This is a genomic window from Clostridium magnum DSM 2767 (assembly GCF_001623875.1).
Lineage (GTDB): Bacteria > Bacillota > Clostridia > Clostridiales > Clostridiaceae > Clostridium_AM > Clostridium_AM magnum.
The window spans coordinates 715493-736655 of sequence record NZ_LWAE01000002.1 but is presented as its reverse complement, the minus strand read 5'-3'; the positions used below and the strand labels follow the sequence as shown (position 1 = coordinate 736655).

Here is a 21163-nt window from a genome sequence, read left to right as displayed (position 1 = left end):
AAGTTACATTATGGTTAATTTTTTATACTTTGTAATAAATCCCATTTAATGTTATTAGAGTTACTTAGAGTATAATTAAATATTACATGTCACCAGTTATTTACACATGCCTTTATTAATTTTTATTTAGAAATATTTTTTGAGAATATCCAGGATTTTTTTATAAAATCTCTACCTTTAATAACAATGTTTTTTCCATGCACTTCTACATATAGACCCTCACTGTCCTCATAAAGCCGTTTTATAGTATATCCTTCTGGCAATATACCATAACTTATTGCTCCTGTATGTACTGTAGTAAAGGGTTGATTCATTTTTACGTTATCTACACTTAGCAAAACATGAGTATGCGATGTAAATAAAATGACTTCAGGATATACGGATAAAATTTCACTAAGCTCTTTTCTTTGCTCTACTCCAGCCCACCCTTTTATACTTGTACTTAAGTGCTGATGTAAAAATACAAAAATCGGTTTATCTTTTTCATGGTTTTCAGCCAACTTTTCCTTTAACCACACTAACTGCTGTTCAGATAAAAAGGCATTTACTGCACCTAGTTCCTTTGTATTTCCTGATTCTGATCCTAAGGATATAAAATGATATCCCTTAATCCATCTATCATGATATACTGACCTTTCACCAGAAAAATCCAGATACATATCTATAAAATTTTGGACATCTTTATCATTGTTTTTGCCCTTTTTATAATCAAAAAAATCATGGTTACCAATGTTTTTAATTATGATTTCAGGCAATAACTCTTTATCTTTATCTAAGGTATTTTTCACTATATCATACTGACTTTTTAAACCTTCATCTACGTTATCACCATTTAATATCATTGCATCCATCTTTTCATTTATATTATGTAAATCTTTGATAGCATTATCTAACTTTGCTGTATTTCCATGCACATCTCCTAAAACAGTAAAGGTAAGACCATCATCTTCTGGTGTTTTTATATTTACACTGCTTTGGACTTGTTTAGAATCGCTTGTCTTCGATACAACTCCCTTTATATATACTGTTATTGAAATAATTAAAGTCATAATTATTAATATCAATGCTGTTATCTTAAATTTCCTCATATACTTATAAATCACCTATCATCTTATAAAATTTAATATTTTTATAATATCATATTATACCATCCAAAACTATACATATAATGAATATTATTTATACTTATCCATTTTAAGTTTAACTTAATGCTATAAAAGGACTATCCTTCTTATGTAAGAAAGATAGCCCTTTTATGAAATCTATGAAAATAAAACTCTATCACTCAAAGCTTCTTTTCCTTGAACTTTTTCAAAGCATTTTAGAAGTTTATCAATAGTTAATTTATTTTTTTCTTCACCTTTAACATCCATAACTATTTTTCCCCCATGCATCATAAATAATCTATTGCCCATTTTTATTGCATGATTTAAATTATGAGTAACCATAAGAGTAGTTATTTTGTTTTCAGCTACTACTTTACCTGTAATTTCTATTATTCGCTCTGAGGTTTTAGGGTCTAATGCTGCTATATGCTCATCTAGAAGCAATAATTTAGGTTTAGACATTACAGCCATCATTAACGATAGTGCCTGTCTTTGCCCTCCTGACAGCATTCCTACCTTAGTATGAAGTTTATCTTCAAGACTTAAGTTAATTTGAGAAAGCATTTCATTAAATAGATTTATATTCTTTTTACTTACGCACATACCTAAACCAAATCTTTTTCCTTTATTATATGCCATAGACATATTTTCCAAGATTGTCATACCAGGAGAAACGCCTTTTGAAGGATCTTGAAAAACTCTTCCCAAATGCTTTGTTCTCTTATACTCTTCCATTCTGCTCATTTCTTGCCCATTTAACACTATAGAACCTTCATCAACGCTTAAAGTTCCAGATATTAAATTAAGAAGAGTGGATTTTCCTGCACCATTGCTTCCTATTATAGTAACAAATTCACCTTCATCCACATCCAAGGATAAGTTATTAAATAATGTATTCTCATTTATAGTGTTTTTATTGAATATTTTACATAGCCTTTGTATCTTTAACAACAGTTCCACCTCCAAACTCTAAATTCTTTTTCGGTTTGAAGTTTAATTTCTTTCCATTTAAGGATAGAGCTATAACTACTATTAAAGCAGTAATTAACTTCAAATCTGTAGATGGGAGTCCCAAAGTTAAAGCTAATGCAATTGCTCCCTTATATAATATTGAACCTATCAATGCCATAGTGGTAGCCTGCATAAATCTAATCTTTCCAAATACTGACTCTCCCATTATAACTGCAGCTAAACCCATAACTACTATTCCAGTTCCCATTCCCACATCTGAAAAACCTTGATATTGTGCCATCATAGAACCTGCTAGAGCTACTAAACCATTTGAAAGCATAAGCCCAATAATCTTTATATTGTCTTTGTTTATACCAAGAGAGGTTACTAACTGATCGTTATCTCCTACAGCTTTTAAAACAAATCCCAGTTTAGTTTTTAGGAACATATCTAATGCTATTTTAACTGCAATCATAAAAATAAATACCACTACTAGAACATTTACGTTGTTAGAAAAAATAGTTTGCTTTCCGAACAGAGGAATATTAGACTTTGACATTATTCTCAAGTTTATAGAATAAAGTGCTATCATAATCAAAATACCGGATAATAAGTTAGTTATCTTAAATCTAACGTGTAAAATTCCTGTTAAAAGACCACCTATACAACCGAAAGCAAAGGATAGAGCACAGGCAGCAAAAGGATTTACCCCTTTCATAAGGCAAACAGCAGTTATAGCTGCACCTAAAGGAAAGGTTCCATCTACTGATAAATCTGGAAAATCCAAAATCTTATAGGTTATATATACTCCAAAGGCTGCAATGGAGAATATAAGCCCTTGCTCCAACACATTTATTAATACATCCACTAGTTAACGCCTCCTGTAACTTTCTCAGCCTTAGAATTTAAATCCTCTGGTATTTTTATATTAAGTTTCTTAGCTGCATCTTCATTTATAACAAGCTGCATATCTTTAAGCATTGTTATAGGAATTTCGTTAGGCTTTTTACCTTCTATTATTTCAACAGCCATAAGTCCTGTTTGATAGCCTAATTTATTGTAATCTATACCTGTAGTAGCAAGAGCTCCTTGTGTTACCTGACCTCTTTCCGATCCAATTATAGGTATATTTTTACTAAAGCATCCATTTGCAATAAGTGGCATAGCTGAAACAACTACATTGTCTGTAGGAACATATAACACATCGATTTTTCCCATTAATGAATTTAAGGATTGAGTTACTTCGTTAACATTTGTTAAACCTGCTGTTACAATTTCCAGCCCAAAGCTTGGTGCTGCTTTTTTTGCACTTTCAACTTGAATTTCTGAATTGTTTTCACTAGTATTATATAAAATACCAACTCTTTTAGCATTTGGTACTAACTTTTTCAATAATTCAAACTGCTTTTCTATAGGTAGATTATCTGAAGTTCCTGTTACATTGCTACCTGAATTTTCAAGTGACTTTGCAAGTCCTGCTTTAACTGGGTCTGTTACTGCTGTTATAAGTATTGGAATATCTTTTGTGGCATTATATGCCGCTTGAGCAGAAGGAGTTGCTATTGCAAGAATTAAATCCTCTTTTTCTGATACAAACTTTTGAGCTATAGTTTGTGTTGTTGGCATGTCTCCTTGAGCATTTTGAAAATCTATTTTAATATTTTTTCCATCTTCATATCCCTTAGATTTTAAAGCCTCAATAAAGCCTTTTCTTGCTGCATCGAGAGCTGGATGCTCTACAAATTGAGTAACACCAATTTTTATTACCTTATTATCCTTAAGTGTCTTTTGAGAAGTACTCTCTGCTGATTTAGCACACCCTCCTAAAACAGATGCTGCTAATAAAAATGAAATTAGAAATGAAACTTTTTTCTTTGCTACCATGCTACCATCCTCCAAAAATAATATTAATTTAAAAAATAAATAAAAAAAAGTATAAAATAAAAAGTTCTGTATTAGCAGAACTTTAAAATGACAAAATAAACCTCTCAGAATTATACATTCTTATAGGCTTTACTTTCCAATATGTTCTACATAAGCTACCATACTACTATTTTATAAATCCTACTTTGTCCTCATGGACAAACCTACTAAACTACATTTTACTTCTTATTTACTATACTACTTAAGACCGATTATACCTTGTATATTATCATTTGTCAATATACATCCGGTATAGAACGATGTCCAAGCCCAATGACAACTTCATTTAAATGCAGCAGACCTATACTCATAAATATGCACACACTTATATGTTCTCCAGATCTAGCTATACCAATTTTACCACCCACATTAAGTCCATTGGCTTTTTGCATAATTTGAAAAAGTGCCTCTCTTGTTGCTCCAGCTATTGCACCATCATGTACATGATACTCCTCTTTTATTAGACCTTTTTTCTTTGAAGCTACTAATGCTCTTTCTATAATTTTCAATACTGCATTATTAATATTTCCTCCAATATCAACTGCCACTGTTAATATGCCCTTACTTCTAAAAGTTTCATCTAGTTTTTTTTCACTTTCTCTGGAGGATATAGCCATTTCAACCGAAGCTTTTGCTACATCTGTACTTTGTAAATTCATAATTTTTCACCTCTTAAATTATTATTAAATAAAACTTAAATAATGTTGATAGAATAGTTTCAATTCATAATTTAATACTTATTATGGTTATTATTCTAAATTATATCATGTAATAATACAAAATATATACCTAATTTCTATGTATTTTAAAATTCATTTTGTTTTATCTGATGACTACCCGCTCTAATACTCTCATCTGATTCAAGTTTTCACTTCATCAACCTCCTTCCTATATGCTATAATAGACTACGGGGTGATTACATATGATTAGAAAAGCTAAAATAGATGATTTAAAAACTATAGTACTATTTAATAAGCTCATGGCATACGAAACTGAAGGCTTAAAACTAGATGAAGAAATCTTAACTGGTGGTGTAAAGGCTGCTCTTAGTGATAGTAGTAAAGCTAATTACTGGGTGTACGAAATAGATGGTGTGGTAGTAGGTCAAGCTATGGTTACTAAAGAATGGAGCGATTGGAAAAATGGTGAAATCTGGTGGATACAAAGTGTTTATGTGGATAAAAACTACAGAAATCGTAAAATATTCACCTCCATATACCAACATCTGAAGGACTTAGTATCTTTACATAAAAATATTGTAGGTCTAAGATTGTATGTTGAAAAAGACAATATAAATGCCCAGAATACCTATAAGAACCTAGGTCTGGAAGAAACCTACTATAAGTTATATGAATGGATAAAGTAACTAATATCTGCTCAAGCTTTAATTGGTTAATAGCTTAAATAAAGTCTAAAAAAAGCGGCCATAGCCGCCTTTTTCTTTTCAACCACTTTAAATTTTATCTGATGACTACCCGCTCTAATACTCCCATCTTCTTTAAAAGTGGGAGTAAAGAGCGGCTACGTCCCTGGATTCGTTCAACTAAGAATCAGGTGGGGTTTGAAACCCCACCTGATTCAAGTTTTCACTTCATACCTTAAATTTAGAAACTATATTCTTCAAATGGTCTGAACTTTGCTTGACAAGACTTGTTTCAGCTTTTATTTCTTCTGCTCTCTCTTTAATTTTTAGAATCTTCTCAGCTATATTATTAGTTCCATTTGCCCCCTCACTATTAGCCTTTGATATTTCATCTATTGCTTCTACTACCGTTCTTATGGATGCTAAAAGCTCCTCTGAAGTAGCACTTAAATCTGATACTAAAGCATTAATATACACTGCATCTTTATCATAGTTTTCTCCTACTAAAACTGACTCCTCATAACTTTTAACTACTTTTGTTTCAATATAATCTAATGTATGTTTCGAGGTCTTTGAAAGATTTTCTACAGCTTCAAATACTACACTAATGGTACTCTGTATTTCCTTTACTGTCTCCTCAGAGCTTTCTGCAAGTTTTCTAATTTCCTCGGCAACTACAGAAAAACCTTTTCCTGCCTCACCAGCTCTAGCTGATTCAATTGCCGCATTTAAAGCTAAAAGATTAGTCTGAGAGGATATATGTAAAATGGCATCTGACAAGTTCTTGATTTTTTCAACTTCTTTTACTTTTTTTAATGCTTCATCCATAACTTTTTTTATATTTATACGAGTTTGATTAGCATCTTCCTGAAGCATATAGGAGCTATCCTTTAAAGCTATCGCTTTCTTGCTAATTTCATCCGCTGATTCTGCCCCTTCCTGTGCTTTATTTGCAATAGTTCCTACAGCAGCTTCAAAGTCAGAAGATGATGAATTTATTTCTTCTGTTGAAGCTGCTGTTTCTTCCATACCAGCAGATAATTGCTCTATCGTTGCAGATATATCTTCAAGCTTGATTGAGAGATCGTGTATATCTGCATTTGAGATTGTTAATGCCTTATTAACATTTTCAGTTTCATCAATAATAGTTATAACAATATTCCTAACAGAGTTGTGCATTGAATTAATTGCATTACTTAACTGTCCAAACTCATCTCTTGAATCTACTTTCAAAGGTTCAATTAGCAAGTTGCCATTGGCAATTTCTTCCAAGCAAGAAATACTGCTATTTATTTGAGTTGTTATTTTGTAAGAAAAAAACATGGCTATAATTACACTAATTGTAAAACTGATTAAAAAAATAATCCCCATAATAACTTTGCCTTGAAAATTTGCCAACTTACTATTATTTAATGCATTATTGGTTATCTTACTTATTTCATTATTTACCTTATCCTGTATATGGTTACATAAGTCCATATATCCTTTTCCATCACCAATTCTATCCCGTGCTGTTGCAATTTTACCTGCCTTTACAAGTGCTATTTGGGAATCAAAATGTTTATTTATAACTTCAATATTAGGTATTTGCTCATTTTGTATAATACTTGCTAAATCCTTATATTGATCATAATACTTTTGGAGTTCTTTTATTTCCTTATCTATATTTTTACGGCTGGTATAATATGTTTCAAGATATCTATCATCTCCATTACTGGCAATATAACCTCGAATTCCTGTTTCTTCACTAATCAATTCAGTATTAATTTTTCTTATCTGCCTATCCAGAGGAACCACACCATTTATTATTCCATTTTCAATAGTCTCTATATGATTAAAATTATAATAAGCGCAGATTGTACTAACTAGCATCAACATTAAAATAACGCTAAAGCTAATTAGAAATTTTATTCGTATTCTAGCATTCTTAAACAAAATAATCCCTCCTATAATGCTGTATTAATCATTTTGCCTCACCAATATTTTCTTTTGTAATGATTTTATAATCAATCCACACATATTTATTATCCGTAATTTGCCTATTAAAGTTGTCCTTGTTTGGTGATTGTCCGGCTGCTAAAACACTAGCAAGATTAAAAATTGCTTTTCCTTGATTTACAGCATCATTAAGTACTGTACCAAGGAGGGTGCCTTCTTGTTCAGCATTAAGTGCACTATTATTGGCATCAACACCCACAACCGGAATGTATTTACCGTTATTAAAATAACCTCTATTTTTCAGTGCATCAATAGCCCCTAGTGCCATATCATCATTATTGGCAATTACGCAATCAACGTTATCCCCCTGAGAAGCAAGTAAGTTTTCAACTTTTTCCTGAGCCTTTTCCCGTTCCCATATAGCAACTTCGTCTCCAACTTTTTGAACATTTAATCCAGCATCCTCCATGGCCTTAACAGAATACTTAGTACGCGCTGTAGCATCTGGATGCCCTGTCTGCCCCTCTAGCATTACATACCTTATAATACCATCTTTAGTTGGATAATTTTTAAAATAGTTAACAAGAATTTGTCCCTCCATAGTGCCAGATTGTTCGCCTTTAGCTCCTACATAATAAATCTTGTCCCATTTTTTTAAATCTTCTGCTGAAGGTTCTGTATTAAAAAAAATAATAGGAATATTAGCTTTTTTTGCTTTTTCAATAATTGAATCAGCTGCAGCCAAATCAACTAAGTTAACTACTAGGACGTTAACCTTACGTTTAATTAGAAGATCGACCTTTTCATTTTCAGTTTCCTGTGAGTTATTACCGTTCCATATATCAACTTCAGCTTTATCTTGTGATATTTTATAGAGTTCATTACGTACAGACGTTCTCCATGTATCATCAAATTTCCCCATTACTACACCAATAACAATTTTCTTCTTTTCGCTTTCCTTTGAAGAACATCCTACAAAAAAAAGACTAATCATTAAAATACTGATAATAAATCCCTTATAATATGCTTTCATTTCTATCCCCCAGATATAAAAATTTAACGTATTTGATCTTTTAATTTCCCCTATTTTTTAATATACCAAACATTCCCTCCTTTTTTCATTCCATATTTATTTGCTAAAAAATAAAAGCCAATAACTAGTTGTAAAACTAATTATTGGCAGGTTGCACCACTAACTCCAAATTCTCAAGGTGCCCATGTAAGAGAATTTTTCCACGTATCCAATGTTTAAACAAATATGCATTAATTTTCTTAATAATTATATTACCATCAAGCTGTAAAAAAATCAATACATATTGTAAAATATTGTCATGTTTTTTCATTATTATATTAATTTTAAAAATTAATCACCTAAGCATTTTTATATTCCCAGTTAATTTATTAACTTTCTTTTTAGGTCCATAAATACAAATTCCAAGATAATTAATAGTATTATTGTTAGTTTGAGCCAGTTTCATTTCATAGTCATCATATTCCAATGATTTTTGTGCCACATCATTAAATCCTATAACTCTAATTTCATTATCATCGATTTTTAGTAATTGATCGTACTTTTGTTTAATTTCTTCACTACTCAAGGTTAAAATAGGTATAGGAATATTAATAACCCCTTCATGTAAAATACCATCTTTATCAATCAATTTTTTGCCTGTTAATCCCTTAATTTCACTTGCCAAGCTTACACCTAAAACTGCTGCAGTATTTACCTGAATACCAATTGGTAAATCAGAATCTACTATCATTACACACTTCATACTAATCCCTCCTAGGGAAAATAGTATCGAATAACAAAATATTTTTATTGTAAAATATTGATTTACTTTATAGATTTCAAGTATTGTTTTGGCGTCAATCCATAGGCTCTTTTAAATTCTTTCGTAAAATGAGCTTGATCATAAAACCCAGAGTTCAATGCAACTTGCACTAAATTTGGATTCTCCTCAATTAAATGTTTTGCATAATTCACTCTAAGTTGTAACTGATATGCAGCTGGTGTAGCATTGTACCTATTTTTAAAGCTTCTGATAATTCCAAACTTATTTAGTCCAAAATGCATAACAATATCATCAAGCTTTAATTGTTCTAAAAAATTTATTTCTATATATTTTCTTATTTCTTCAAGCTGTTTGTCCTTTACCAACTCAATATTAATATCACAATTAATAAATATATCTGCTAATACACTAACTATTTTTTCTTCTTTTTCAATAAGACTTTCATTACCTTTCATCGTATCTATCATATAATTAATTTTTCTATAATCCTCATCATTAAGCTTCTTTATACCCATAAAATGTGATTTATTCAGATCTTCCAATATGTCTTTATAAAAATCTTTGTTAATATAAATCATTGTAAATTTCCAATTCGCTAAATCAATTGGTTGACATATGTGGGATACAAAGGGATAAATAACTATTGCTTCCCCAGCCTTAATATAATATTCTTTTCCATTTACCTTCAGATTAGTTGCTCCCTTTTCTATAAAACCTATAGAGAGTTCCTCATGTAGGTGATCTTTATAGGCTTGTAGTTCATTTTGACATTTTTTAATTTCTAACAATTTACAGCTTCCTATTTTATAGTACCAAATACTCATTACAGCACCTCTTTTCTATGAAGTTAAAACTTGAATTAGGTGGGGTTTTAAGCTCCATCTAATTTTTAGTTAAAATAATTGTGTTTATTCCACTATTTAAAAATATTATAGCGTGCTTAGATAAAAAATTGTGCAATTATTTACAAGAATTTAAAAAATGTTTAAATTATAATGTAAATAATAACATAGATAAAACTAGGAGGACAATATAATGATTAAAGGATATTCATTACCATTAACACCGAAAGGTACCTCAAACATAGTTCCTGCACCACCTTGGCATTATGTGGGCAATGTTCTCGCAATAGAATACGAAGCTTATGCGGAAAATATTGCTGCTTTCCTGCCTGAAGGCCTTGAATTCTCATCTAATCAATGTGCTATATATTTCATTGAGTGGCAATATTGCAGCGAATTTGGTGAGGAACATTTAGATCCTGTTAATAGCCAATATAAGGAAACAATAGTATTAGTTTCAGCAAATTATAAAGGAACTCCTGTATCCTATTGCCCATTTATTTGGGTTGATCAGGATCTATCATTAATGCGTGGGCTTATTCAAGGCTGGCCAAAACAACTTGGTGAAACCTATATTACTAGACCATACAATCTTCCTTCAAAAGCAGCTTCTAATTTAGAAAAAGGAGGTAAATTGGGTGCTACTTTATCAGTTAAAGGACGTCGTCTGGTAGATGCACGTATAACTGTAAATAAAAAAACAGAAACCCTACCTAATCCAACCTTTGCCCAGGCAATAAATTTAAGGCACTTTCCAGAACTAGTACTAGGTAGACATAATCAACCATTAATACATGAACTTGTACAATTGAAATCAAGAGATCTTCATATATCTCCAATATGGAAAGGAGATGCTATTCTAAATTTCTTTGATCATCCATTTATTGAGCTTTCAGATTTAAAACCAACAAAGGTAAAAAATAGTTATTACTTTTCTGCAGCCCTAACTGTAGATGACTTATCTCAATTAGAAGTTTAATTTTATTTTTAACATTTAACAATATTGCACGTTTAATTATTTCGAATATATAGAAAATTAACATTAAGCTAACCTTTCTATATTGACATAAAAAAACTTCGTGATATAATTACAAATATATAGAATTTATATTTATGATTAATAAAAACCTTCTATAGTAAAAGAGTGTTTGGGGGATATAATTATGAAAAATATCATTGAAAAGGGAATAAGCGGAAAATTTTATTTTTACTTTAGCTGGGGCTACTTTTATTTTAGCGCTGGTTACTTTTTCTGCAAAAAAATATTTATTCCAGTTTTCAATGAGTTTAATAAATCAAAATTTAGCTTGTGTAGAAATCCTCTATACGTATAACACCGTAAATTTGATTTAACAAATAAGGCTCATTAGGGCCTTATTTTTTTACTTAATTTTATATAAAACATAGCTATTTTTGTATCAAAAACTCTATAGCGCGCAAAAGAGTTTTTAGTTATATATGAACTTTAAATTAAAGTAAATACATATGACTGCAGCATTAAAGACATGAAAATACAACATAACACTGCAAAAATAAGTTATTAATATTTAATAATTGAGGAGATGAGGTAATGGAAACAATGAACAAAAACATAATTTTAGTAGGTATGCCTGGCTCTGGAAGGACTGTTATAGGCAAAATTTTATCAGAGAAATTAGGATTTAAATTTTTTAATACGGATCAATATATAGAAGTTAAAAGTGAAGAATCTATATCTGAACTATTGAATATTGAAGAAAATAATTCTAGAATTTTAGAAAATGAAACGATTGAAAAGTTAAGCAGTACAAAATCATCAATAATTTCTGCTGGAATAGATGTAATAAAGGATACTTCAAATATGAAAAAACTAAAAGAAAATGGAGTTGTAATTTTCATAGATAGATCTGTAGAGAAGATTGTGCAAGATGAGGAAGTATTTAATAATAGATCTCTTTTAAAAAATGAGGTTCAAAAACTTCACCAACTTTTTCATGAAAGATATGAGATTTATAAGAAGAGCTGTGATTTACACTTAATTAATGACAATAATATTGATGAAATTGTATACTATATTTGCTCAATATGGCGCTAATATAAATTGAAGTGTATGCTGATTTCAGCAATCTATAGCAGATTATTGTATATCAACAAAATTTCTTTTTATGCGATAACTACTCACTCTAACACCCCCATTTAAGTCAAGTTTCCACTTAATGAAAAGCATATAACTTTATGCAAAGTTGTGTCTGCAAGATTGCATAAAGTTATATTTATTACACTAAAAAATATTTAATTATAGAGATTCCTCTTCTTTCCACTGCATATCCTTTACTACATTATTTTAAGTTGTCAGTATTCAACTCCTTCAGTTCATCAACTACAAATAATCCATCTTTTCTTATTAATATGTCATCAAAATAAATCTCACCACCACCATATTCTGGTCTTTGTATGTATACTAAATCCCAATGTACTGAAGACCTATTTCCATTAAAGCAATCATCATAAGCCGCTCCCGGTGTAAAGTGAATAGAACCTGCTATCTTTTCATCAAATAAAGTTTCTTTCATTGGCTTTAATATGTATGGGTTAACTCCTATTGCAAACTCTCCTACATACCTTGCCCCTTCGTCTGTATCAAATACTTTATTTATTCTTTCTGTATCGTTTGCTATAGCTTTTACAATTTTACCCTCTTTAAATTCAAGTCTTATATTTTCATAAGTAAATCCATTGTATACTGCTGGAGTATTATATGTAATATATCCATTTACTGAATCCTTAACAGGAGCACTATAAACCTCTCCATCTGGAATATTTAATTTTCCATCACATTTTATAGCATTTAGTCCCTTAATGGAAAAGTTCAAGTCTGTGCCTTCTCCTTTTATATGAACTTTGTCTGTTTTATTCATTAGATCTACTAAAGAGTCCATAGCCTTTGACATTTTACCATAATCTAAATTACAAACATCAAAATAAAAATCTTCAAAAGCTTCTGTACTAATTCCTGCTGCTTGAGCCATAGCTGCTGTCGGATACCTTAAAACTACCCATTTAGTTTTAGGAACTCTTATTTCCCCATGAACAGGCTGCCAAAATTTTTTCATAACAATAGACATATTTTCTTCTGATACATCAGCAGCTTCTGTTAAGTTACTTGGTGCCCTTAATCCTATATATGCATCCATGTCTGCCATTCTAGATGCTTCATATTTTGCCATCATTTCTAGCTGTTCTTCATTACAATCCATATATAACTCTCTATCAACTTCTGGAAGCTTATTTGTTACAAATGGAATTCCTCCTGATATATAAGTTTGTTTTATCAACTCAAGAGTTAAAGGATTAGGAATTCCTATAGTTTCTATCAGTACCTTTTCACCCTTTTTAATATCACAGGAGTAATTAATTAGATTTTTTGCAAGTGTTACTATCCTAGAGTCTTTCATAAATTTACCTCCATCTAAATATATTCATTATTGTATCACAGTCTTAGTATATGAAAAAAGTGCCTTAACTAAGACACTTTTCGCTTTTGCTTTATTCGACTGACTTACAAAAATAAAAACACCAGCACAAGACGTATTGCTTCGCCTGCGCCGGCCTATTAAAAAGCTATTTCATCAATTTTGATTATTATTGTTCTCTCTTCATTTTCTAAATTACATATCTCCCAACTATATTTAAAATTACTTCCAATAAGCTCATATACTTCTTTTGAAAATTCTTTTTCAAGATAAGGCTTCATAATCTTCCAATAATCTTTTACTATTTGAACAGCACCTTCTTTAACCAAAATCTCTGATAAATTCGAAAGAATCCCTTTTATAGATATCTCTATACTAGAATTTTCTAATTTAATTTTAACATTTTCAGGACCCTTACCTCTGTAATGTTTTACAATTTTGATAACCAATCTCCTAATCTTTTCTTCTAGTTCTAAATCTTTATTAGGCACACCAACACCCCAATCTAATCACTACCTCATTTAAAATATATTATAATATAATTATGCACCTACATTTTACAATTGTTTTACATCTCTTATTAGTATAACTTGTAATATTTTTTAGTCAAGTTAACAAAATAACTAGCATTTAATTTATAATTTAAATTCCTACATTTTTCTACATTTTACTTGGATTTTTGTGTTATTTTGCTCCACTAAAGGAATCTCATCTATATCTATATAGTTAAATTTTAGACAAAACTTTATTCCTCATTATAAAAACAATAGTTATTATTCATTATTTACTGGAATATATTAATGTAATGATTAATGCTGTCGGAGGATATTATGAAAAGATGCTATTTCACAAATTATAAAAATAGAAATATACTAACACTAAATTTTTCAAATTTATCAAGGAAGGATATATTTAAACTTCTTGATGAATCAAGATTATTTATTTCTAAACAGCCTAAAAACTCAGTACTTTCTTTAATTAATATTACTAACTTAAAATATGATATTGATACTGTAAACGCATTCAAAGAATATATCAATAATACTGAAAACTATGTTTTAGCAAGTGCAATTTTTGGAGCTTCCTTTTTTGAAGGTATGGCCATAGAGAAATTCTCTCAATCTATTTCAATACCTATTAAGATATGTAAAAGTGAATTGGAAGCAAAGAGTTGGCTTTTAAATGTAAAGTAAAAATTGAACTAGATAAATTACTTAACAAAAGTATTCAATAAAATATTAACTAATAAAATGAGCGCAGCATCATAATAAATGATACTACGCCCTTTTTTAGGTAATTATATAATTTAAACTTATACAAAAATTACTATTTTACGTGATAGTGTACATGTAATAATTCATGAACTCTATCTTTTAAAATTCCTGAATATAATTTTTCCATTAAAGGATTGTCATCTGCACGGCTTATACTAGTCATTTTATCTGCTTGATATAATCCATCGCCACGTTTTAATTTTCCACCATCTTTTGCGAAAGGTTGTCCAGCACCAGCAACGCATCCGCCTGGACATGCCATAACTTCAACAAAATCATAATGAGCTTCACCAGACTTTATCTTCTTTATAACATCATCCGCATTTTTAAGGCCACTTACTACTGCAACTTTTATTTCACGATCACCAACAGTAAGAGCAGCTTCTTTAACACCGTCCATTCCTCTAACAGTCTCAAAAGCAAGAGAACGTACTACTGAAATTGGTTGGTCACTTAAAACTTTACGCATAACAGCTTCTGTAACACCACCAGTTACTCCAAATATAACACCAGCACCACTGCTAAGATCAAATGGCATATCAACTGCTTCAGGTTCTAACTCTGAGAATACGATTCCTGATTCTTTTATCATGTTAATAAGTTCTTGTGTAGTTACAACATAATCTACATCAGGAACACCATTTCTCTTAAATTCTTCTCTAGTCGCTTCATATTTCTTTGCTGAACATGGCATAATTGCTACGCTTACAAGTTTTTTATCATCACTCTTATAATAGTCTTTTAATACAGCAGCAAACATTTGCATTGGTGATTTACAACTTGAAATATTTTTATTTAAAAGTTCTGGATGGAAATTTTCTACATAGTTTATCCAACCAGGGCAGCAGGATGAGAATAATGGTAAATTCTCTTTTTGCTGAAGTTTTCCAATAAACTCATTTGTTTCTTCTATAACTGTAAGGTCTGCTGATACTGAAGTATCAAATACCTTGTCAAAGCCCATTTTTCTAAGAGCTGCTACTATTTTGCCCATTGAATTTTGACCATTTCCCTGTCCTAATTCTGAGGTTATAGCTACTCTTACAGCAGGAGCAACTTGAACTACAACCTGTGTATTCTTATCACTAAGCTCATTCCAAAGCTTATCTGTATTACTCTTAACTACAATAGCACCAGTAGGACATACTGCTGCGCACTGACCGCAGCTAACACAATTAGAGTCCCCTATTGGTTCATCAAAGGCAGTAGTTACAGTCATTTTTGAACCTCTGTGAGCAAAGTCAATTACTCCAACATTTTGAACTTCTTCACATACTCTTACGCAGTCACCACATAGGATACATTTGCTTTGGTCTCTTACTATACTTACTGATGAATCGTCGATTAAATTCTTATTGGAACTATTTTCAAATCTTACTTTCTTTATTCCAAAACGTTTTGCTAAATACTGCAATCTACAACGACCACTTTTTTCACAAGTTGTACAATCTCTGCAGTGATTTGCAAGCAATAACTCAAGAATATTTTTTCTGTACTTTCTAAGTCTTGGGGTATTAGTAAATATTTCCATGCCAGCTTTTGGTGGTGTAGAACATGCAGCTTCCATGCCTCCTCGTTTAGTTTCAACCATACACATACGGCAAGCACCATAAACTGAAAGCTCTGAATAGAAACAGAATGTTGGTAAGTCAATACCCTCTCTTCTAACTAGTTCAAGAATATTTTTTTCACCCTTAATTTCTACAGGCACGTTATCTATAGTCATAAACTGTCTGCTCATTCTACCAATCCTCCTTAATAGCTTTAAATGCACAAGCGTCTATACAAGCTCCACATTTTATGCACTTATTTTCATCAATTGTAAATGGCTCCTTAATCTTACCGGAAATTGCTCCAACTGGACAACCTTTTGCACACTTAGAACATCCCTTACATTCATCTTTATCAATAAATATTTTCTTAAGTTTTTGACATGTTTTTGATGGACATTTTTTATCAACAATATGAGCTAAATATTCATCACGGAAGTTCTCAATGGTACTAACAACTGGTGATGGTGCAGTTTTTCCAAGTCCACATAACGCAGTTGATTTTATAGTATCTGCAAGTTCTAGTAATGTATCAATATCCTCTAACTTACCTCTACCTTCAACAATTCCCTCAAGAATTTCAAGCATTCTCTTAGTACCTTCACGACAAGGAACGCACTTACCACATGACTCATTTTTTGTAAAGTTCATGAAGAATCTTGCAACTTCAACCATACAGGTATCTTCGTCCATAACAACAAGTCCACCGGAACCTATCATTGCACCTGCTTTTTTAAGTGAATCAAAATCTAATGGTAAATCAAGGTGTTTTTCTGTAAGACATCCACCGGATGGACCTCCGATTTGAACAGCCTTAAATTTCTTTCCGCCTCTTATTCCGCCACCAACGTCAAATATTACTTCTTTAAGGGTTGTACCCATTGGTACCTCAATAAGCCCTGTATTTTCAATATTTCCTGTTAACGCAAAAGCTTTTGTTCCAGGACTATTTTCTGGTCCAACTGATTTGTACCATTCTGATCCTCTAAGGATAATTGGTGGTACATTAGCATATGTTTCAACATTATTAAGTACTGTTGGTTTACCAAAAAGTCCTTGTTCAACAGTTCTTGGAGGTTTTACTCTTGGCATACCTCTTTTTCCTTCTATTGAAGCTGTAAGAGCACTTCCTTCACCACATACAAAGGCACCTGCTCCTTTATTAATTTGCATATCAAAGCTGAAGTTTGTTCCAAGAATATTTTCTCCCATAAGTCCGCATGCCTTTGCTTCTGCAATAGCAGTAGCAAGTCTGTCTACAGCAAGAGGATACTCTGCACGAACATATATAAATCCTTTTTGAGCACCACAAGCAACAGCAGCAATCATCATACCTTCAAGTACTCTGTGAGGATCTCCTTCCATTATACTTCTATCCATGAAGGCACCTGGGTCTCCTTCGTCGCCGTTACATACAACATATTTGATTGGCTCTGCTTGACGTTTTACCTGAGCCCATTTTTTACCAGCAGGGAATCCACCGCCTCCACGGCCTCTTAAATTTGACTCATCTATTTGTTTAATAACCTCATCACCGCTCATATCAAACAATACTTTTTCAAATGCAGAATATCCGCCTACAGCAATATATTCTTCTATTGAAGTTGCATCAATATGTCCACAGTGCTCAAGAGCAAGTCTTGTTTGTTTTTCATAGAAAGGAATTTCTTCCTGTTTTCTAGACATTTGTCCATTTTTATTATATACAAGTCTATCAACGCACTCATCATTAACTATAGTTTTTTCTATAATTTCTGCACAATCTTCTAATTTTACTTTTATATATAAATACCCAAATGGTTCTATTCTTACAAGAGGACCCATTTCACAGAATCCGTGACATCCACTCTTTTTAACTCCTATAGTTTCATCATGTGGTTCTGTCTCAAGAGCTACCTCACAGTTTATTCCCTTTTCTTTCATTATTCTTATTAATTCATCATAAATTTCTAATGAACCACCAGCAACACAACCAGTACCAGCACATATAAGAATTTTTTTCTTTTCTTTTGCGAAACTAGCTTTATAAGCATTTCTTGCATTAATTAAATCATTTCTATTAAGAAGCATCATACTATTTCTCCTCCTTAAGCGTATTTAAAAGCTCTATCGCTTTCTCTGGTGTCATAGTACCATGTACTTTATCATTAACAGTAATGGCAGGTGCAAGTCCACACGCACCAAGACAGGAAACCGTTTCCACCGTAAACATTAAGTCATCTGTTGTTTTTTTAGCTTCAGAAAGACCTAAGTCCTTTCTTAGAGCCTCCAATACTGGAATAGATTTTCTAACGTGACAAGCAGTACCATCGCATATTTTTATTATATACTTACCTTTAGGTTCCAAAGAAAAGTTTTCATAAAAAGTTGCCACACTATATATTTTAGCTCTGCTTATCCCAAGTTTTTCTGATAAATATGCAAATACCTCTTTAGGCAAATACCTGTAAATCTCTTGGGTATCCTGCAATATTGCAATAATATTGCTAGAATCAAAATTATGTTTTTGCAATATAGTATCTAGTTTACTGTAGTCAAATGAATTACACATTTTTTCTCCCCCTTGTAAATATTGTTAAGTATCATCCCTTAATATATTTTACCTTAACTTCCGAAATATTGCAACGTTTTTAAAGCACTCTGTCTCAATTTTCATTTTATTCTGTCAGGTTTTTTACTTTCAAATTTTGATATTTTTAATTTATTTAATAAACTTTTAAACTTCTCTTCCTTTTTTCGTTTTATTTCTTATTTAAGAAATGGAATTTTTCTATACTTTTTTTCACAGTTTAAAGTTAAATTAAATTTTTCGAAATATCCAATTAATATTTATAATAAATTTTTAAATAATATAACATGCCGCAATTTTGCCATAATTTATTAAAGTCTTATTAATATTTTTGAATTAAAATAATATTGATAGTAATTATAATTTTTGTTTTACTTTGAATGGAGGAAAAGAAATAATGAACAAAAAAATAATATGCTTATTAATGCTTATTGGACTAACCACTAATCTATCATCTTCTATGGCAATTTCACCTATTAATAATTTAAATATGAATTCTGTAAGACAAGTAGTTAGTATCTCTTCGCCACAAGACATAATAGATATAAAAAACAAACTTTCTGACTCAAATATTGAAATTTTAAATAGTAGTCAAGCAGTAGTCTATTCAAACAAACTTTCTGATAATGAGCTAAACAGCAAACTTACTAAAATTAATGGTCTAAGAAATATGAGAAAACCGGTAAGAATTGGGTTACCACCTGTAAAAATAGGACTACCTCCTGTTAGAAGACAAGATCCTGATTTGCAAAATGACACAGGTAATAAAAACACTAATACTTCACTTAAAGATTTAGAATGGGATTTACAATCTGTTGAAGCTGATAAAGCCTGGTCTTTTGTAAATCAAGTAAGGCAGGTAAAGGTTGCAGTAATAGATACAGGTGTTGATTATACTCATCCAGCATTAAAAGGTAAGATAGATACTTCTAATGGATATAATTTTGTAAATAACACTACTGATGCAATGGATGATAATGGACATGGAACTCACCTAAGTGGAATAATAACTACTAACACCACTGTTAGTTCTTCATCAACTACAACTGGTTTACTTGGCATCGTTGGAAACTTAGATGTAAAAATTATTCCTGTAAAGGTTCTTGATAGCAGTGGGTCCGGTGATAGCGACATAATTGCTAAAGGAATAAAGTGGGCAGCTGACAAGGGTGCAGATGTGATCAATTTAAGTTTGGGTATGAAGGGAACTATACCGGAAATAGATTATGCTATTCAATACGCTACTGACAAAGGAACACTTGTAGTAGTAGCAGCTGGTAATGATAATGTAGATTGTTCTAATTATTCACCAGCATCAAACTCAAATGTTTATACAGTGTCAGCATTAAGCAAAAATGATAGAAAAGCCTCTTATTCAAATTATGGCACTAAAGTAGAAGTTTCTGCTCCTGGAGATAACATATTAAGTACTGTTCCTAACGGCAAATATGCATATATGAGTGGTACTTCAATGGCGGCACCTATAGTTTCAGCTGTTGCAGCAATGATAAAAGCTGAAAATCCAAATTTAACACCTAGTGAGATAAAACAAATTCTTGATCAATCCGCTAAAGACTTAGGTACAACAGGTAGAGATATTTATTATGGTTTTGGTAAAGTTAATGCTTATAACGCAGTAAAACTTGTATCTAACAATTCTTCTAATTAGATTAATGAAATATTAGAATAATAAAACTATATGCTAGTTTTATGCCATAGTAAATGATTATATATCCACAAATTACATTTATTTTTCCTAGAATCTTTTCATTAAAACTATTTTTAAAAACAGAAAAAGCGGTAGCTAGGAAAGTAAACCATATAAAGGATGCTGCACATACTCCAGCAATAAAAAACTTTAAAGCATAAAAAGGCAAGGATGCCCTAAAGCTTCCAAGTAATAAAGAACCATCTATTATTGCTTGAGGATTAAACCAAGTTACCATAAAACAGGCCACTATTACTTTATATAATGACATGTTTACACCTACTTCCTTTGATATCTGCGGCTTAGATTTTATAAGACTTGCTCCTATATATATAACGGTAATAGATCCTAAAAAAAGAACAGATAGCTTAAGAAAATAAACTTTGTCCATAAGCATCCCTATGCCAAAAAAGCTTGCAATAGACAAAGTTATGTCGAAAAATATAGTAATAAGCGCCACTTCATAAGCTCTTCTCTTATTCATAGATATAGCTGTATTTATTACATATAAATTTTGCATACCTATAGGTGCAACATAACTAAAACCTAGTATAAATCCTTGAATTAAATATTGTAACATAATATAGTACGCTCCTTTTCATTAATCTTTCATCATCGTAATAAAATTATAATAGTAAACAAATATAATTTCTCCAACCAAAAGACTAGAAATTTTACCAACCAAATTAAT

Annotated in this window: 20 protein-coding genes and 1 riboswitch; of the genes, 5 read left to right on the top strand and 15 right to left on the bottom strand. The window is 31.1% G+C overall.

The window, feature by feature from the left end; all coding sequences use genetic code 11:
• Nucleotides 1-122 precede the first annotated feature (122 nt).
• The 5 genes from CLMAG_RS10850 to CLMAG_RS10830 all read right to left on the bottom strand — a co-directional run bounded on the left by CLMAG_RS10850 (nucleotide 123) and on the right by CLMAG_RS10830 (nucleotide 4639).
• Entirely contained in the window at nucleotides 123-1088 is a 966-nt protein-coding gene (locus CLMAG_RS10850) for a metallophosphoesterase family protein (protein WP_066621963.1), read from the bottom strand.
• 174 nt (nucleotides 1089-1262) lie between these two features.
• Nucleotides 1263-2057: an ABC transporter ATP-binding protein gene (locus CLMAG_RS10845; protein WP_066621958.1), complete on the bottom strand. Its 795-nt coding sequence runs from the start codon at nucleotides 2055-2057 to the stop codon at nucleotides 1263-1265.
• Nucleotides 2032-2925: an ABC transporter permease gene (locus CLMAG_RS10840; protein ID WP_066621957.1), complete on the bottom strand. Its 894-nt coding sequence runs from the start codon at nucleotides 2923-2925 to the stop codon at nucleotides 2032-2034. Before CLMAG_RS10840 ends, CLMAG_RS10845 begins: the two co-directional genes overlap by 26 nt.
• A complete protein-coding gene (locus CLMAG_RS10835) occupies nucleotides 2925-3941 on the bottom strand; it encodes an ABC transporter substrate-binding protein (RefSeq protein WP_066621955.1) in 1017 nt (338 codons plus the stop codon). Before CLMAG_RS10835 ends, CLMAG_RS10840 begins: the two co-directional genes overlap by 1 nt.
• A 275-nt stretch (nucleotides 3942-4216) precedes the next feature.
• Nucleotides 4217-4639, bottom strand: coding sequence for a HutP family protein (locus tag CLMAG_RS10830; protein WP_066621953.1), 423 nt, complete (start codon nucleotides 4637-4639; stop codon nucleotides 4217-4219).
• A 263-nt stretch (nucleotides 4640-4902) separates the two neighbouring features.
• Here CLMAG_RS10830 and CLMAG_RS10825 point away from each other — a divergent pair, with 263 nt between their 5' ends.
• Nucleotides 4903-5346: a GNAT family N-acetyltransferase gene (locus CLMAG_RS10825; RefSeq protein ID WP_066621951.1), complete on the top strand. Its 444-nt coding sequence runs from the start codon at nucleotides 4903-4905 to the stop codon at nucleotides 5344-5346.
• Between the two features lie 225 nt (nucleotides 5347-5571).
• On the opposite strand, the gene CLMAG_RS10820 is transcribed toward CLMAG_RS10825, so the two are convergent.
• The 4 genes from CLMAG_RS10820 to CLMAG_RS10805 all read right to left on the bottom strand — a co-directional run bounded on the left by CLMAG_RS10820 (nucleotide 5572) and on the right by CLMAG_RS10805 (nucleotide 9901).
• Entirely contained in the window at nucleotides 5572-7278 is a 1707-nt protein-coding gene (locus CLMAG_RS10820) for a methyl-accepting chemotaxis protein (RefSeq protein ID WP_066621949.1), read from the bottom strand.
• Nucleotides 7279-7306: 28 nt separating this feature from the next.
• Nucleotides 7307-8314, bottom strand: coding sequence for a galactose ABC transporter substrate-binding protein (locus CLMAG_RS10815; RefSeq protein ID WP_066621943.1), 1008 nt, complete (start codon nucleotides 8312-8314; stop codon nucleotides 7307-7309).
• A 136-nt stretch (nucleotides 8315-8450) separates the two neighbouring features.
• Nucleotides 8451-8533: riboswitch (cyclic di-GMP riboswitch) on the bottom strand.
• Between the two features lie 115 nt (nucleotides 8534-8648).
• Nucleotides 8649-9056 (bottom strand): DUF2000 domain-containing protein, encoded by a 408-nt coding sequence (locus tag CLMAG_RS10810; RefSeq protein WP_066621941.1) that lies wholly within the window; start codon nucleotides 9054-9056, stop codon nucleotides 8649-8651.
• 62 nt (nucleotides 9057-9118) lie between these two features.
• Nucleotides 9119-9901, bottom strand: a complete 783-nt coding sequence (locus CLMAG_RS10805) for an AraC family transcriptional regulator (protein WP_066621939.1) — start codon at nucleotides 9899-9901, stop codon at nucleotides 9119-9121.
• Nucleotides 9902-10112: 211 nt separating this feature from the next.
• On the opposite strand from CLMAG_RS10805, the gene CLMAG_RS10800 reads away from it, so the two are divergent.
• The gene (locus CLMAG_RS10800) at nucleotides 10113-10898 is read left to right on the top strand and encodes an acetoacetate decarboxylase family protein (RefSeq protein ID WP_066621937.1); all 786 of its coding nucleotides are present in this window, start codon (nucleotides 10113-10115) and stop codon (nucleotides 10896-10898) included.
• A 591-nt stretch (nucleotides 10899-11489) separates the two neighbouring features.
• Nucleotides 11490-11993, top strand: a complete 504-nt coding sequence (locus CLMAG_RS10795) for a shikimate kinase (RefSeq protein ID WP_066621935.1) — start codon at nucleotides 11490-11492, stop codon at nucleotides 11991-11993.
• Nucleotides 11994-12237: 244 nt separating this feature from the next.
• Here the strand turns inward: CLMAG_RS10795 and CLMAG_RS10790 are convergent, their stop codons facing one another.
• Together CLMAG_RS10790 and CLMAG_RS10785 are read right to left on the bottom strand one after the other, a co-directional pair.
• Entirely contained in the window at nucleotides 12238-13353 is a 1116-nt protein-coding gene (locus CLMAG_RS10790) for an aminopeptidase (RefSeq protein ID WP_066621933.1), read from the bottom strand.
• A gap of 158 nt (nucleotides 13354-13511) precedes the next feature.
• Nucleotides 13512-13862: a Na-translocating system protein MpsC family protein gene (locus CLMAG_RS10785; RefSeq protein WP_066621931.1), complete on the bottom strand. Its 351-nt coding sequence runs from the start codon at nucleotides 13860-13862 to the stop codon at nucleotides 13512-13514.
• A gap of 339 nt (nucleotides 13863-14201) precedes the next feature.
• On the opposite strand from CLMAG_RS10785, the gene CLMAG_RS10780 reads away from it, so the two are divergent.
• Nucleotides 14202-14564: a hypothetical protein gene (locus CLMAG_RS10780; RefSeq protein WP_066621930.1), complete on the top strand. Its 363-nt coding sequence runs from the start codon at nucleotides 14202-14204 to the stop codon at nucleotides 14562-14564.
• A gap of 133 nt (nucleotides 14565-14697) precedes the next feature.
• Here CLMAG_RS10780 and CLMAG_RS10775 read toward each other — a convergent pair whose 3' ends face one another.
• From CLMAG_RS10775 to CLMAG_RS10765, 3 genes are read right to left on the bottom strand one after another with little or no spacing between them, the layout of a single operon-like run.
• Nucleotides 14698-16386, bottom strand: coding sequence for a [FeFe] hydrogenase, group A (locus CLMAG_RS10775; protein ID WP_066621929.1), 1689 nt, complete (start codon nucleotides 16384-16386; stop codon nucleotides 14698-14700).
• Between the two features lies 1 nt (nucleotide 16387).
• A complete protein-coding gene (locus CLMAG_RS10770; RefSeq protein ID WP_066623036.1) occupies nucleotides 16388-18265 on the bottom strand; it encodes an NADH-quinone oxidoreductase subunit NuoF in 1878 nt (625 codons plus the stop codon).
• 4 nt (nucleotides 18266-18269) lie between these two features.
• The gene (locus CLMAG_RS10765) at nucleotides 18270-18746 is read right to left on the bottom strand and encodes a complex I 24 kDa subunit family protein (RefSeq protein WP_066621928.1); all 477 of its coding nucleotides are present in this window, start codon (nucleotides 18744-18746) and stop codon (nucleotides 18270-18272) included.
• Between the two features lie 415 nt (nucleotides 18747-19161).
• Here CLMAG_RS10765 and CLMAG_RS10760 point away from each other — a divergent pair, with 415 nt between their 5' ends.
• Nucleotides 19162-20433, top strand: coding sequence for a S8 family peptidase (locus CLMAG_RS10760; RefSeq protein ID WP_066621922.1), 1272 nt, complete (start codon nucleotides 19162-19164; stop codon nucleotides 20431-20433).
• 1 nt (nucleotide 20434) lies between these two features.
• Here CLMAG_RS10760 and CLMAG_RS10755 read toward each other — a convergent pair whose 3' ends face one another.
• Nucleotides 20435-21052 (bottom strand): LysE/ArgO family amino acid transporter, encoded by a 618-nt coding sequence (locus CLMAG_RS10755; RefSeq protein ID WP_066621917.1) that lies wholly within the window; start codon nucleotides 21050-21052, stop codon nucleotides 20435-20437.
• Nucleotides 21053-21163: the final 111 nt, after the last annotated feature.

Bases quoted from the DNA above. Each gene is read 5' to 3' on its own strand.
- CLMAG_RS10850 (WP_066621963.1), bottom strand. From the start codon at position 1,088: ATGAGGAAATTTAAGATAACAGCATTGATATTAATAATTATGACTTTA.
- CLMAG_RS10835 (WP_066621955.1), bottom strand. From the start codon at position 3,941: ATGGTAGCAAAGAAAAAAGTTTCATTTCTAATTTCATTTTTATTAGCA.
- CLMAG_RS10830 (WP_066621953.1), bottom strand. From the start codon at position 4,639: ATGAATTTACAAAGTACAGATGTAGCAAAAGCTTCGGTTGAAATGGCT.
- CLMAG_RS10825 (WP_066621951.1), top strand. From the start codon at position 4,903: ATGATTAGAAAAGCTAAAATAGATGATTTAAAAACTATAGTACTATTT.
- CLMAG_RS10815 (WP_066621943.1), bottom strand. From the start codon at position 8,314: ATGAAAGCATATTATAAGGGATTTATTATCAGTATTTTAATGATTAGT.
- CLMAG_RS10810 (WP_066621941.1), bottom strand. From the start codon at position 9,056: ATGAAGTGTGTAATGATAGTAGATTCTGATTTACCAATTGGTATTCAG.
- CLMAG_RS10805 (WP_066621939.1), bottom strand. From the start codon at position 9,901: ATGAGTATTTGGTACTATAAAATAGGAAGCTGTAAATTGTTAGAAATT.
- CLMAG_RS10800 (WP_066621937.1), top strand. From the start codon at position 10,113: ATGATTAAAGGATATTCATTACCATTAACACCGAAAGGTACCTCAAAC.
- CLMAG_RS10795 (WP_066621935.1), top strand. From the start codon at position 11,490: ATGGAAACAATGAACAAAAACATAATTTTAGTAGGTATGCCTGGCTCT.
- CLMAG_RS10790 (WP_066621933.1), bottom strand. From the start codon at position 13,353: ATGAAAGACTCTAGGATAGTAACACTTGCAAAAAATCTAATTAATTAC.
- CLMAG_RS10780 (WP_066621930.1), top strand. From the start codon at position 14,202: ATGAAAAGATGCTATTTCACAAATTATAAAAATAGAAATATACTAACA.
- CLMAG_RS10775 (WP_066621929.1), bottom strand. From the start codon at position 16,386: ATGAGCAGACAGTTTATGACTATAGATAACGTGCCTGTAGAAATTAAG.
- CLMAG_RS10770 (WP_066623036.1), bottom strand. From the start codon at position 18,265: ATGCTTCTTAATAGAAATGATTTAATTAATGCAAGAAATGCTTATAAA.
- CLMAG_RS10765 (WP_066621928.1), bottom strand. From the start codon at position 18,746: ATGTGTAATTCATTTGACTACAGTAAACTAGATACTATATTGCAAAAA.
- CLMAG_RS10760 (WP_066621922.1), top strand. From the start codon at position 19,162: ATGAACAAAAAAATAATATGCTTATTAATGCTTATTGGACTAACCACT.
- CLMAG_RS10755 (WP_066621917.1), bottom strand. From the start codon at position 21,052: ATGTTACAATATTTAATTCAAGGATTTATACTAGGTTTTAGTTATGTT.